The 13,019-nt window shown below is 59.5% G+C and carries 12 protein-coding genes; 10 read left to right on the top strand and 2 right to left on the bottom strand.

Features of this window, described 5'->3' with window-relative positions; genetic code table 11:
* Positions 1–78 precede the first annotated feature (78 nt).
* Positions 79–1,560 (bottom strand): methyl-accepting chemotaxis protein, encoded by a 1,482-nt coding sequence (locus KGB23_RS08855; RefSeq protein ID WP_223430713.1) that lies wholly within the window; start codon positions 1,558–1,560, stop codon positions 79–81.
* Positions 1,561–1,738: 178 nt separating this feature from the next.
* On the opposite strand from KGB23_RS08855, the gene KGB23_RS08850 reads away from it, so the two are divergent.
* From KGB23_RS08850 to KGB23_RS08815, 8 genes are all read left to right on the top strand, one after another.
* Positions 1,739–2,269 carry a hypothetical protein gene (locus tag KGB23_RS08850; RefSeq protein ID WP_223430712.1) on the top strand — a complete coding sequence of 177 codons (531 nt, stop codon included), beginning with the start codon at positions 1,739–1,741 and terminating at the stop codon, positions 2,267–2,269.
* 64 nt (positions 2,270–2,333) lie between these two features.
* Positions 2,334–2,525 carry a PLDc N-terminal domain-containing protein gene (locus tag KGB23_RS08845; protein WP_008148797.1) on the top strand — a complete coding sequence of 64 codons (192 nt, stop codon included), beginning with the start codon at positions 2,334–2,336 and terminating at the stop codon, positions 2,523–2,525.
* A gap of 136 nt (positions 2,526–2,661) precedes the next feature.
* A complete protein-coding gene (speE, locus tag KGB23_RS08840; RefSeq protein ID WP_056744151.1) occupies positions 2,662–3,537 on the top strand; it encodes a polyamine aminopropyltransferase in 876 nt (291 codons plus the stop codon).
* A gap of 169 nt (positions 3,538–3,706) precedes the next feature.
* Entirely contained in the window at positions 3,707–3,940 is a 234-nt protein-coding gene (locus KGB23_RS08835; RefSeq protein WP_008148802.1) for a hypothetical protein, read from the top strand.
* Positions 3,941–4,153: 213 nt separating this feature from the next.
* Positions 4,154–4,495: a ribonuclease E inhibitor RraB gene (locus KGB23_RS08830; protein ID WP_008148805.1), complete on the top strand. Its 342-nt coding sequence runs from the start codon at positions 4,154–4,156 to the stop codon at positions 4,493–4,495.
* Positions 4,496–4,896: 401 nt separating this feature from the next.
* Positions 4,897–6,306: a circularly permuted type 2 ATP-grasp protein gene (locus tag KGB23_RS08825; protein ID WP_074874854.1), complete on the top strand. Its 1,410-nt coding sequence runs from the start codon at positions 4,897–4,899 to the stop codon at positions 6,304–6,306.
* Between the two features lie 12 nt (positions 6,307–6,318).
* Complete coding sequence (locus KGB23_RS08820; RefSeq protein ID WP_111450675.1) at positions 6,319–7,269, top strand: alpha-E domain-containing protein; 951 nt, start codon at positions 6,319–6,321, stop codon at positions 7,267–7,269.
* Positions 7,266–8,075 (top strand): transglutaminase domain-containing protein, encoded by an 810-nt coding sequence (locus KGB23_RS08815; RefSeq protein WP_223430710.1) that lies wholly within the window; start codon positions 7,266–7,268, stop codon positions 8,073–8,075. The genes KGB23_RS08820 and KGB23_RS08815 overlap by 4 nt, the downstream gene beginning before the upstream one ends.
* A gap of 132 nt (positions 8,076–8,207) precedes the next feature.
* Here KGB23_RS08815 and KGB23_RS08810 read toward each other — a convergent pair whose 3' ends face one another.
* Complete coding sequence (locus KGB23_RS08810) at positions 8,208–9,029, bottom strand: c-type cytochrome (protein WP_223430808.1); 822 nt, start codon at positions 9,027–9,029, stop codon at positions 8,208–8,210.
* Positions 9,030–9,626: 597 nt separating this feature from the next.
* Between KGB23_RS08810 and KGB23_RS08805 the strand changes: the two genes are divergently transcribed.
* Complete coding sequence (locus tag KGB23_RS08805) at positions 9,627–10,832, top strand: acetyl-CoA C-acetyltransferase (RefSeq protein WP_223430709.1); 1,206 nt, start codon at positions 9,627–9,629, stop codon at positions 10,830–10,832.
* 29 nt (positions 10,833–10,861) lie between these two features.
* The gene (locus KGB23_RS08800) at positions 10,862–13,006 is read left to right on the top strand and encodes a 3-hydroxyacyl-CoA dehydrogenase NAD-binding domain-containing protein (protein WP_223430708.1); all 2,145 of its coding nucleotides are present in this window, start codon (positions 10,862–10,864) and stop codon (positions 13,004–13,006) included.
* The last annotated feature ends 13 nt before the right edge of the window (positions 13,007–13,019 follow it).

Below are 13,019 nucleotides of genomic sequence, written 5' to 3'. Positions count from 1 at the left end.
ATCGGAGTGATAGGTGTCATGTTTGGAATTGATGTTGATTGAGCTGACGCCATCGCGAGCAGGCTCGCGATGGGGGCCTTACAGTTTGAGCTGACCGATAGCCTTGCTCAATTCTCCCGCCAACGCCGCCAGTTCATGGCTGGTGGTCGCTGAATCCACGGTCTGCTGCACAGTGTTCTCGGTCACATCCCGAATGCTCACCACCGCCCGATTCATCTCTTCCGCCACGTGGCTCTGCTGCTCGGCCGCCACCGCGATCTGCGTGTTGCTTTCACGCATCTGTGCCACGGCGCTGGTGATTTCCGCCAAGGCTGCGCCGGCCTCCTGAGCCTGCTGCACGCAATCGTCGGCCTTGAACGAACTTTCCTGCATGAAATCCACCGCGTCCCGAGTCCCGGCCTGCAACGCCGAAACCATGATCGTGATCTCGTCAGTGGAGATCTGGACACGCTTGGCCAGGTTGCGCACTTCATCGGCGACCACCGCAAAACCGCGCCCCATTTCACCGGCTCGGGCCGCTTCAATCGCTGCGTTCAGCGCCAGCAGATTGGTCTGCTCGGCGATGCTATGAATCACACTGACCACGCCATTGATCTTCTGACTGTCCTCAGCCAGACGCTGAATCATCTCGGCAGTCTGCTGCACCCCGCTGGACAGGCCGGCAATCGACTTCTGCACCCGACTGACCACTTCCTGCCCGCTGCCGGCCAGGGTGTCGGCGGTTTGCGAGAGATCGCGGGTGGCGCCGGCGTGCTGGGCAATGTGATAAACCGTGGCGGTCATTTCGTTGATCGCCGTGGCGGCCTGATCGGTTTCGCTTTGCTGGCCGAGCATGCCGTGACGCACCTCGTTCATGCTCGACGCCAGCCGCGCCGCGCCGACATCCAGTTGCCGGGCGGTGCTGGCGACGGTGTTGACCACCCGCTGGTAACCGGCCTGCATGGCGTTGAAGGCATTGGCCATCTGCCCGACTTCGTCAGTGCAGGCCAGCGGCACACGGGCCGACAGGTCACCGGTTTTCTCGACGTGGAGCATCACGTCCTTCAGCGTATTGAGCTGGCTGAGCAGGAAGCGGATCAACAACTGCGAAGCGCCGAGCATCGCCAGCATCAGGATCGCCACCGCCACGGCATAGTTGGGGAAGCGCTCGCGAAAGACCTGGGCCAGGCTCGGGCCATGGGCAATTACCGCGACCTGATTGCCATCCGTGCGCGTAAACACTTCAGCGCCCATCAACGGGTTGTTGCCGAACAGCGGCGTGGCATTGATTCCGACCCAGCCGTTGGTATCGGCCAGTTCCAGTACCGGCTGCCCGTTCAGCAACGGTGCTTGCCCGCGACTGAACGTCAGCACGTTTTCGGCTTTGGGGAGCGGTTGCCCGGCGGGCCAGGCGTTGAGCAGTCGCGCCTGGGCTTGTGCCGATGCCTGATAAGCATGGCTGCGGGCCTGTTGTTCGAGTTGTACGGCGTACAACACCAGCAGCAAAGTGGTGACGAAGGCGACGGCGTTGACCGCCCAGAATTTATATTTCAGCGAGATATTGCTAAGCCAGGCACCCATGGAGGTCTTCTCTGATAGCGGAAACAGTTTCGGCAAGGTGCCAGTATTGTGCCGCTACTCAGGGGGCTGGATCTTGATGTGGGTCAACAATCCCGGCCATGCTCGCGCACAGGAATTGCGGGGCGTAATGCGCTATCCTTCGCGCCTTCAAAATTCCCTCGCTACAGGATTCCGCCCCATGAAAGCCGCACTCGTCGAACTCATCAGCAAAATCAGCTCCGGGTGCATGAGCGATGACGAAATCCTGAAAGTCGCTGACGAAGCGGCCCAGGCCTACGCCGATCCCGAGGCTTTTCTGACAGCGAATCCGGATATCAACTACGACGAAACGTTTCCGATTCCGCTGGGCGAGTGGATGGTGGTTGGCAGTTTGCCGGAGACCGTGCTGTTCCAGGCCGACACCTACATGGACCTGTTCGCCCAGATCGTTTCCTCGTTCGGGCCCGGCGTTGATTTCAATATCAAACCCAAGCAACTGGCCAAGACTGAAGCCTTGACAGCGCTCAATCGCATTCAGGTGCAGATGGGCAGCATGAACAAGGAAAACGGCGGTTACACGCTGATGAACTTCAGTCAGTTGCTCGACGACGAACTGCAAGTGGTGCTGGTCTACGGCAACGACGTGCCGCGCGTGCTCGAGTTGTGCGCCAAAGTCGGCATCGCTGCCGCACCTTCGCTGGAAGCCCTCAGAATTGCCGTCCACGTTTAAAAAGCGGAACCCTCGCAAGGCCCGGCTATCCTAAGAGTGCACACCACTCTTAGGGAGCAACACCATGGGTTCCACGTTCAACGGTCTGATTGGCCTGATTATTCTTGCCCTGGATATCTGGGCAATCATCAACGTGCTCAAAAGTGGTGCCGACACAGGGATGAAAATCATCTGGGTGCTGCTGATCCTGCTGCTGCCGGTGCTGGGCCTGATCATCTGGGCCATTGCCGGGCCAAGGGGCAACGTAAGGATTTGACAGACCGCTGGACGGTTCGATCTGTCATGTTCCGCAACGTAGAATTCTCGCCTTTCCCGGGGCAATCGAGCTGATCGATTGGCCATCATGGGCGGGGAACCGTCCGTTGCCACCCGCATTCATCGGAGCACTTCCCATGAGCAACACCCCGACCAGCGAGTACCTGGAAACCCTCTACGAAGGCTACGGCCAGCGTTTTCGCATGGAAAAACTGTTGCACGAAGTGCGCACCGAACACCAACACCTGGTGATTTTCGAAAACCCGCGCATGGGCCGCGTCATGGCGCTGGACGGCGTGATCCAGACCACCGAAGCCGACGAATTCATCTATCACGAGATGTTGACCCACGTGCCGATCCTGGCGCATGGCACCGCCAAGCGCGTGCTGATCATCGGTGGTGGCGACGGCGGCATGCTGCGTGAAGTGGCCAAGCACCGAAGCATCGAGCACATCACCATGGTCGAGATCGACGGCACCGTGGTCGACATGTGCAAGGAATTTCTGCCAAACCACTCCAAGGGGGCGTTCGCTGATCCACGCCTGAACCTGGTGATCGACGACGGCATGCGTTTCGTCGCCACCACCACCGAAAAATTCGACGTGATCATTTCCGATTCCACCGACCCGATCGGCCCGGGCGAAGTGCTGTTCTCGGAAAACTTCTACCAGGCCTGCCGTCGTTGCCTGAACGAAGGCGGCATCCTGGTGACCCAGAACGGCACGCCGTTCATGCAAATCGAAGAAGTCAAAACCACCGCCGGGCGCCTGCGCAGCCTGTTCCCGGACTGGCACTTCTATCAGGCGGCCGTGCCGACCTACATCGGCGGCGCCATGACCTTCGCCTGGGGCGCGACCAATACCGCCTATCGCAAATTGTCCCGCGAAACCCTGCAGCAGCGCTTCGCCGGCAGCGGCATCATCACCCGCTACTACAACCCGGAAATCCACATCGGTGCGTTCGCCTTGCCGCAATATGTCCTGCAGGCTGTGAACAAGCCTAGCAACGACTGATATCGGGCAAGCCAGAAAGGGCCCTCTCAGGTTGTGTGAAAACACACCGGAGACGGCCCTTTTTTCATGCTTCACTTAAAGATGTAGAAGGTCCGGTTGAACGATTGGCCGGGGACGAATGTCGAGATACATGTAAGCCCATCCATGGGTTTTATCGAGGAGGCACCTGATGCAAAAGTGGAAAGTCACTTTCGTTGATGATCACGGTGAACAAGTTGACGAGGTGTTCGAGAGCGATGAATGCCCGAACAACGAGCAAGCTGCGAAGCTCATTCGCGCCCGGTGTCTGCCTGTGGCTGCCGAACTGGACCTCAACGATCTGGAAGGGCGCGCCGATGATCCGACTGTCAAAAGTCTGAAAACCCAGAACAGCATTGAAATCCTCAGCATCACGCCAATCTGAACATCTCCTGTCACATTCCTAACCAGGCCTTGGCAGCGGCTCAATCTTGAGGCTACTCTGCAATCGAGATCAGCGAACGGATCGCTAAGGTCTGGTCTTGTCAGCTACATGCTTGCTTCCCACCGGCAACGTTGTTGCCGCATCGCTCGCCCCTTTCGGTTGCGAGTGCCGGGAATACGGAAAGTCTATCCATCAGTCTGAGGGGGACGTTTCATGAGCACAGCCTATCAAGAAGACATCAGCACCAGCGTCTTGCGCCGCATGAAAGAAGGCGGTTTTGACTTTTCACGATTCCATCCCATCGAGTTCTACGCCATTTTCCCGGACGAGGAGCGGGCACGCAGGGCGGCAGGGCATTACTGTGGTGAATCCTTGAATGCGCAAATCAGCGTGCGCGATGACGGCGCGTGGTACCTGGAACTGAGCAAAGTGATGTACGCCACTTATGACGGCATCGGCGATTTTGAGCAGGATTTCGAGGCGGTGGTCGAGCCTTTGGGCGGCATCATCGAAGGATGGGGCGTCAAGCAGGAGGTACGAGGGCGACTCGCATAACTTATGAACAGTGACAACACTCAGCAACGGCTGACCTCAGGGTTGGCCGTTTTCGTTTGTGGGGTTTGGAAAGATCTTGATCGTGTTTTTGATTCATAACGTTTCAAAAACGCAAAAAAAAACCGCCTAAACAGGCGGCTAAAGGGAAGTTCGTCAAGATTTTCAGCGAATGCGCGGATTATCCGCATCGACTCCCGGGCAGTGAAATCAACTCTGGCTATGCTGGTGATAGGCGACAACATTGCTTCGCAATGAAGCGGGGGCGATCGGGTGGGGGCATTTACCGCACAGGATTGGTGCGGTGCGTGCAGTGCGATTATCCAACTGATTGATATCAAAGCGTTTATGCCGATGGCACGGGCTTTGCGAAGCCCAGATGTCCGGGTGACAAGGAGTACGGCATGATCCGCACCTATTTTGATGAGATGTACGATGCCGGCGGCCAGGTCCGCCCGCATTATCGGGAGTTTGCCCGTTGGCTGGCCGAAACGCCTGACGAGCTTTTGGCACAACGGCGACGCGAGGCCGATCTGTTATTTCATCGCGCCGGGATTACATTCACGCTCTATGGTGATGAGCAAGGGACAGAGCGCCTGATTCCCTTCGACACCATCCCCCGCAGCATCCCCGCCAGTGAATGGCGAGTTGTCGAGCGCGGCTGCATTCAGCGGGTCAAGGCGTTGAACATGTTCCTCGCCGACCTCTATCACGAGCAACGCATCATCAAGGCCGGCATCATCCCGGCCGAGCAAGTGCTGGCCAACGAGCAATACCAGTTGGCGATGCAAGGGCTGGATTTGCACCGCGATATCTATTCCCACATCTCCGGGGTCGATCTGGTACGCGATGGCGACGGTACGTACTACGTGCTTGAAGACAACCTTCGTACACCGAGCGGCGTCAGCTACATGCTGGAAGACCGCAAGATGATGATGCGGTTGTTCCCCGAGCTGTTCGCGGCCCAGCGCATTGCCCCTATCGACCACTATCCGAACCTGTTGCTCGACACCCTGAAAAGCTCCAGCCCGATTGATAACCCGAGCGTGGTGGTACTGACGCCGGGTCGTTTCAACAGCGCGTTCTTTGAACATGCGTTTCTGGCGCGGGAAATGGGCGTTGAACTGGTGGAAGGCGCGGACCTGTTCGTGCGGGATGACAAGGTGTTCATGCGCACCACGGACGGACCGAAAGCCGTCGACGTGATCTACCGTCGCCTCGACGACGCATTCCTCGATCCGCTGGCGTTCAACCCGGACTCGATGCTTGGCGTGCCAGGGCTGCTGTCGTCGTACCGCTCCGGCAACGTGGTGCTGGCAAATGCCATCGGCACTGGGGTCGCGGACGACAAGTCGGTGTATCCATTCGTCACGGACATGATCCGTTTCTATCTGGATGAAGAGCCGATTCTGAAGAATGTGCCGACGTGGCAGTGTCGTAATCCCTCTGAACTGTCCCACGTACTGGCCAATCTTCCGGAACTGGTGGTCAAGGAAACCCAGGGCTCCGGCGGTTACGGAATGCTGGTGGGGCCGGCGGCGACGGCGGCGGAAATCGAGTCTTTCCGCGCGCGGATCAAAGCCAAGCCCCACGCGTACATCGCGCAACCGACGTTGTCCCTGTCGACCTGTCCGACCTTTGTCGAAAACGGCATTGCTCCACGCCACATCGACCTGCGTCCGTTTGTATTGTCTGGCCGCGAAACCCGGGTTGTGCCCGGCGGTTTGACCCGTGTTGCCCTGCGCGAAGGCTCTCTGGTGGTGAATTCATCCCAGGGCGGTGGAACCAAGGACACCTGGGTGGTCGAGGATTGAAGGAAGCCTGCCATGTTAAGTAGAACTGCCTCGGATTTGTATTGGATGTCGCGTTACCTGGAGCGGGCGGAAAACCTCGCACGGATGCTCGACATCAGTTATTCGCTGTCGCTGATGCCACAGGATGGCCGTGGTGACGGCCTGCATGAACTCGCCATGCCGTTGTTGATCACCGGCACCCTGGACGATTACCTGGAGCGCCACGGCGAATTGCACGCCGAACGGCTGCTGCATTTCTTCGCCCTGGACGCGGCCAATCCGGCGAGCATCTACAGCTGCCTCGGCGCCGCGCGGGCCAGTGCCCATGCGGTACGTGGGCGAATCACCGCCGACATGTGGGAAAACATCAATGCCACCTGGCTGGAAATCCGCGGGATTGCCGATCAGGGCTTGAGTCGATACGGCATGAGCCGTTTCTGCGAGTGGATCAAGGAACGTTCCCACCTGTTCCGCGGCGCGTCCTACGGCACGATCATGCGTAACGACGCGTTCCGCTTTATTCGTCTGGGGACGTTTATCGAAAGGGCCGACAACACGTTGCGCCTGCTCGACGCCCGCTACGAAATGGCTGGTGATCAGGCCGAAGCGGTCAGCGATGGCACCGCTCACGCCTATTACCAGTGGAGTGCTTTGCTGCGGGCGTTGTCCTCGTTCGAGGCCTACACCGAGATCTACCGCGACGCACCCGGCGCCCGGCATGTGGCTGAGTTGCTGTTGTTGCGCGCAGACGTTCCGCGTTCGCTGCGGGCCTGCACCGAAGAAATCGACCAGATCCTTGCCCAGCTGCCGGGGGCCAACGGCCGTCCCGCGCAACGTCTGGCAGCGGAAATTGACGCGCGCCTGCGTTACACCGGCATCACCGAAATTCTCGACGAAGGCCTGCACGCCTGGCTGACCGAGTTCATCCCGCTGGTGCGCCAGTTGGGTAACGCCATACACAGTTCCTACCTGGAGGCTGCATGAGACTTTCCATTAGCCACGAGACCACCTATCACTATGAAGATCAGGTGCGGGCGAGCATCCAGTACCTGCGACTGACACCCCACGACAGCGAGCGCCAGCACGTGCTCAGCTGGCAGCTCGACTTGCCGCGCCCGGTGCGTGCGCAACTCGATCCGTTCGGCAACATCCTGCACGTGCTGACCATGGACGAGCCCCACGAGGCGATCATCATCGGCGCCCGGGGCCAGGTGGACATCGACGAATTGCGCGAGGCGGAGCATGAAAGCCAGTCGGCGCTGCCGTTCTTGCGTTTTACGCGCCTGACCGAAGCCGACGAAGCCCTGCGTGCGTTCGCCGAGAAGGAGTGCAAGCAACGCCGGGATCGCACGGCGCTGATCGACTTGATGCATGGCCTGAACCAGCACATGACCTACACGCCGGGCTCCACCGAAGTGGACACCAGCGCCGCCCAGGCCTTCGCCGGGCGTTCGGGCGTCTGCCAGGACCACACCCACGCGTTTCTCGCCTGCGCCCGTAGCCTGGGCATTCCGTCGCGTTATGTGTCGGGTTATTTGTACAGCGAGAACAGCGAACACCTGGCCAGTCACGCCTGGGCGGAAGCCTGGCTCGATGACGCCTGGTACAGCTTTGACGTGACCAATGAATTGGCGCGGCCTGAGCGTCATCTGAAACTGGCGGTGGGCCTGGATTACCTGGATGCCTGCCCGGTGCGCGGCATGCGACGTGGCGGTGGTTGCGAGCAGATGCATGCGAAGGTGTTTGTGTCACCGACACCGGTGCCAGTTATCTCCGTACAACAACAGTAGGATCGGGGATACCGCTTCGCGAGCAAGCCCGCTCCCACATTTAATCCTTGTCGGGCACAAATCCCGTGTTCGCAGAAGATCCAATGTGGGAGCGGGCTTGCTCGCGAAGAGGCCAGTCCAGGCAACACAAGGCTAGGGTTTAACCTTGCGCCCAGCCATGTGCTTCAAATACCCCACCAACCTCTCCAGGTCCCCGTCCGGCAGCACCGTCGCCGAAAATCCGGGCATCTTCGCCTGTGGCCACTGGCGCAAGCTCTGCGGATCACGAATGTAGCGTTTGAGGAAATCCGCGCCGAAGTACTCGGTCGGGTTAAACGGAATATTCAGGTCCGGTCCAAACTGCGCATCCCCGGCGCCGTTCAATCGATGGCACGCCAGGCAATTCTTCTGAAACAGCGCAAAGCCCTTGTTCACCGGGTCGTCAGCCTTCAACGCCGGATCGGGCAGCAGGGCAGGGAAGCGCTCGGCCACTGGGGCCATGCGCTTGATGCTCGCTACTTCGAATGGCCATTGCTCGGGGCTGATATTGCCCGCTTGTGGATCGGTCCAGACCAGATAGAACGGTCCCGCACTGTGCTTTCCCTCTGACAGCGGCGGCCACGGCTTGGCCGGGTCTTCAATCGCCAGCCAGGCCCGCGCACCTTGGGTATTGAGCAACGGCGCGGCTGACAGTTCTGCGGCAAAACCATCCAGGGCTACCGCTTGTAAATGGTCTTCAGGCTTGATGCCCGTCAACAACGCAGCCACCGGAACAGCGCGATAGCTCATGTCCCGTTTGTAGGAAACGTCGTTGCTAATGGTGATGGTCTGAACCTGAGGATGCTTGAGCAACTCCTCGGTTTGCCAGGTGCGACTGCTCGCGCCGAGCTCAAGGTTCAGCTGTGCGGCAGACAGAGGCGTGCTGAGCAGCAAGGCCCCAAACAGAATGAGCGTTTTCAAGTGATCGCCGTCCATGTCGTGAAAGTGCCGCAAAGGTTGGCACACCCACGCGGGCCCGGGTAGCGAACCCGTCATATTTTTAGAGGGCGATATAAAACCTGGCGCCGAATTTTTTATTGACCGACTAGCCGATCACCTTGGTCAGGTTCGGCAAAATCAACAACAGCGTAGTGGCGAAAAGAATGAGCCCGGCTTGACGTACTTTCGATTGTTTGAACATGGCTTGACCGCCTTTATTGTTATTTCCTGATGCCTGCCTGCATTTCTCCATGACGGCAGAGCGTTGCACTTCCTGTTTGACGAGCGCCTCGGCAAAACCCGACGACAACTTCGTACAAGTTCACCTTAGAGCCCGCGTCACGCTTGGTTTAGATCCATTTCGTATGGGCTTCACATAAATTGCTCTTAAAAAGGCATGAGGCCTATTGCCAGCTTCTTGGGCGCCCGTTTGCTAGACAGCTTGGTGTCCTGAATCGGTTAATCCGGTGGTTGCCTACCGTCCGTCTGAGCGTGACCGTCAACATCTGTGAGCACTGCGGTCATTGAATCCAGGCCTGCTCGGCCTAAGGTGGGAACTCTGAATTTACTCCCCTGCCCAGGTTCGAGAACGTCATGACCCACGCTTTTATTTTCGACGCGTTACGCACGCCCCGCGGCAAAGGCAAGGCCAATGGCGCCTTGCACAGCGTCAAACCGGTGAACCTGGTAGCCGGGCTGCTCACGGCGCTGCAACAGCGTACATCCCTCGACACCAGTCAGGTCGACGATGTGGTACTGGGCTGCGTGACGCCCATCGGCGACCAGGGTTCCGACATCGCCAAAACCGCGACTCAGGTGGCGGATTGGGACGTCAGCGTGGCGGGTTTGCAGATCAACCGCTTCTGCGCCTCGGGGTTGGAGGCGGTGAACCTCGGCGCGATGAAAGTGCGTTCCGGCTTCGAAGACCTGGTGGTGGTCGGCGGCGTCGAGTCCATGTCTCGCGTGCCGATGGGCAGCGATGGCGGCGCTTGGGCGCAGGACCCGGAAACCAGTTTTCACAGCCATTTCGCCCCTCAAGGCGTGGGCGCTGACCTGATCGCCACGATTGAAGGCTTCAGCCGTCAAGACGTCGATGCCTATGCGCTGCACTCCCAGCAAAAGGCTGCGCGGGCAAGGGCCGATGGTTCGTTCAACAAATCGCTGGTGCCGGTGCAGGACCAGAACGGCATCATCCTGCTCGATCACGATGAATTTATCCGCGCCGGATCGACCCTGGAAGGCTTGGGCCAGCTCAAGCCGAGCTTCGAGATGATCGGGCAAATGGGCTTCGATGCCACCGCGCTTCGGGTCTTCAGCCATGTTGAGCGGATCAACCACGTGCACACGGCGGGTAACAGTTCCGGGATCGTCGATGGCGCGGCGCTGATGCTGATCGGCTCCGAAGCCAAGGGCCGGGCGCTGGGCTTGCAACCACGGGCGCGGATCGTCGCCACCGCGGTCACCAGCACCGATCCGACCATCATGCTCACCGGCCCTGCGCCGGCCACCCGTAAGGCACTGGCCAAAGCCGGGCTGCGGGTCGAAGACATCGACCTGTTCGAGGTCAACGAAGCCTTTGCCTCGGTGGTGCTGAAATTCATCAAGGACATGGCGATCGATCCGGACAAGGTCAACGTCAACGGTGGCTCCATCGCCATGGGCCACCCGCTGGGTGCCACTGGCTGCGCGATCCTCGGCACGTTGCTCGATGAACTGGAAACCCGGCGCCTGCGCTATGGCCTCGCGACGCTGTGTGTCGGCGGCGGCATGGGCATCGCCACCATCATCGAACGCCTCTGAGCCCCGACCGATTTCAAGGAAACCCTTTCATGACCGAAGCCATCCGTTACGAAAAAGGTCAGGACCAGATCGTCGTCCTGACCATCGACATGCCGGGCCAGAGCGCCAACACCATGAACGCGGTCTACCGCGAAGCCATGGCCGCGTGTGTTGCCAGACTCGTTGCTGACAAAGACACCATCGCCGGCGTGATCATTACCTCGGCCAAGAAAACCTTCTTCGCCGGCGGCGACCTCAACGAACTGATCAAGGTCGGCAAGCCCGAAGCCAAAGCCTTTTACGACATGGTGCTGACACTCAAAGGGCAGCTGCGTACCCTGGAAACCCTCGGTAAACCGGTGGTCGCCGCGATCAACGGCGCCGCGTTGGGCGGCGGTTGGGAAATCTGCCTGGCGTGCCATCACCGGGTTGCGCTGGACGATTCTTCGGTGCAACTCGGCTTGCCGGAAGTGACCCTCGGCCTGTTGCCGGGCGGCGGCGGGGTGGTGCGCATGGTGCGGATGCTCGGTATTGAAAAAGCCTTGCCGTACCTGCTCGAGGGCAAGAAAGTCCGGCCGCAGCAGGCGTTGCGGGCGGGTTTGATTGATGAGTTGGCGGCGGATCGTGATGAACTGCTGGCCAAGGCTCGCGCCTGGATTATCGCCAATCCTTCGGTTGTGCAGCGCTGGGACGTAAAGGGTTACCAGATTCCCGGTGGTACGCCGTCGGACCCGAAAGTCGCGCAAATGCTGGCCATCACGCCGTCGATACTGCGCAGCAAAACCCAGGGCTGCCTGCCCGCGCCAGAGAAAATCCTCTGCGCTGCGGTAGAAGGTGCCCAGGTGGATTTCGACACCGCGCACTTGATCGAAACCCGCTACTTCACCGAATTGACCACCGGCCAGGTGTCGAAAAACCTGATCGGCACGTTCTGGTTCCAGCTTAACGAAATCAATGCCGGTAGCTCACGGCCTCAGGGCTTTTCGCCCTACGTGACGCGTCGCGTGGGTGTGCTGGGCGCAGGCATGATGGGCGCCGGAATCGCTTTTGTCAGCGCGTCGGCCGGCATCGACGTGGTGCTCAAGGACATCAATCTTGCGGCTGCACAGAAGGGCAAGACTCATTCGGCTGCGCTGCTGGACAAGAAGGTTGCGCGTGGCCAATTGAGTGCCGATCAGCGCGATGCAACCCTGGCGCGAATTCACCCTACTGAAAGCGACGCCGATCTGGCCGGTTGCGATCTGATCATTGAAGCGGTATTTGAAGATCGCGATCTGAAAGCCAAGGTCTCTTCGGCGGCGCAAAAAGTCGTTGGCCCGGATGCGGTGATTGCTTCCAATACGTCGACCTTGCCGATCAGCGGCCTCGCGACCGCCGTGCCGGATCAGAGCAAGTTCATCGGCCTGCATTTCTTCAGCCCCGTGGAGAAAATGCCCTTGGTGGAAATCATCAAAGGCGCCCACACCAGTGACGAAACCCTGGCTCGCGGGTTCGATTTCGTCCTGCAAATCAAGAAAACGCCGATTGTGGTCAACGACAGTCGCGGTTTCTTCACCTCGCGGGTGTTCGGCACATTCACCAACGAAGGCATCGCCATGCTGGGCGAAGGCGTGAGCGCGCCGATGATCGAGACCGAAGCGCGCAAGGCCGGCATGCCGATCGGACCTCTGGCGATCTCCGACGAAGTTTCCCTCAGCTTGATGAGCCATATCCGCCGGCAAACCGCCAAAGACCTGCAAGCAGAAGGGAAACCGCTGATTGAGCATCCGGCGTTCGCTGTGATTGACTTGCTGCTCTACGAATACAAGCGTCCGGGCAAGGCTGCTGGTGGTGGTTTCTACGATTATCCGGCCCGTGGGCAGAAGCAACTGTGGCCAGAGCTGAAAAGCTGTTTCGAGAAGGCTGACGGGCAGATTTCGCCGAAGGACGTGCGTGATCGACTGCTGTTCGTGCAAGCCATCGAAACCGTGCGCTGTGTGGAGGAGGGTGTGTTGACCTCGACGGCGGACGCCAACGTCGGATCGGTCTTCGGCATCGGCTTCGCCGCCTGGACCGGTGGCGCGCTGCAGTTCATCAACCAGTACGGCGTGAAAGATTTCGTCGCCCGCGCCCAGTACCTGGCTGAGCAGTATGGCGAGCGATTCGCACCTCCTGCGCTACTGCTGGAGAAAGCGGCTAAAGGGGAGGCGTTTTAGGGGACGGATGACG

Source organism: Pseudomonas sp. GL-B-26 (assembly GCF_019947405.1).
In the GTDB taxonomy this organism is placed as follows: Bacteria; Pseudomonadota; Gammaproteobacteria; order Pseudomonadales; family Pseudomonadaceae; genus Aquipseudomonas.
This window is presented reverse-complemented; position numbering and strand designations above follow the sequence as displayed.

Bases quoted from the DNA above. Each gene is read 5' to 3' on its own strand.
- KGB23_RS08855 (WP_223430713.1), bottom strand. From the start codon at position 1,560: ATGGGTGCCTGGCTTAGCAATATCTCGCTGAAATATAAATTCTGGGCG.
- KGB23_RS08850 (WP_223430712.1), top strand. From the start codon at position 1,739: ATGAAAGCCGCACTCGTCGAACTCATCAGCAAAATCAGCTCCGGGTGC.
- KGB23_RS08845 (WP_008148797.1), top strand. From the start codon at position 2,334: ATGGGTTCCACGTTCAACGGTCTGATTGGCCTGATTATTCTTGCCCTG.
- speE (WP_056744151.1), top strand. From the start codon at position 2,662: ATGAGCAACACCCCGACCAGCGAGTACCTGGAAACCCTCTACGAAGGC.
- KGB23_RS08835 (WP_008148802.1), top strand. From the start codon at position 3,707: ATGCAAAAGTGGAAAGTCACTTTCGTTGATGATCACGGTGAACAAGTT.
- KGB23_RS08830 (WP_008148805.1), top strand. From the start codon at position 4,154: ATGAGCACAGCCTATCAAGAAGACATCAGCACCAGCGTCTTGCGCCGC.
- KGB23_RS08825 (WP_074874854.1), top strand. From the start codon at position 4,897: ATGATCCGCACCTATTTTGATGAGATGTACGATGCCGGCGGCCAGGTC.
- KGB23_RS08820 (WP_111450675.1), top strand. From the start codon at position 6,319: ATGTTAAGTAGAACTGCCTCGGATTTGTATTGGATGTCGCGTTACCTG.
- KGB23_RS08815 (WP_223430710.1), top strand. From the start codon at position 7,266: ATGAGACTTTCCATTAGCCACGAGACCACCTATCACTATGAAGATCAG.
- KGB23_RS08810 (WP_223430808.1), bottom strand. From the start codon at position 9,029: ATGGACGGCGATCACTTGAAAACGCTCATTCTGTTTGGGGCCTTGCTG.
- KGB23_RS08805 (WP_223430709.1), top strand. From the start codon at position 9,627: ATGACCCACGCTTTTATTTTCGACGCGTTACGCACGCCCCGCGGCAAA.
- KGB23_RS08800 (WP_223430708.1), top strand. From the start codon at position 10,862: ATGACCGAAGCCATCCGTTACGAAAAAGGTCAGGACCAGATCGTCGTC.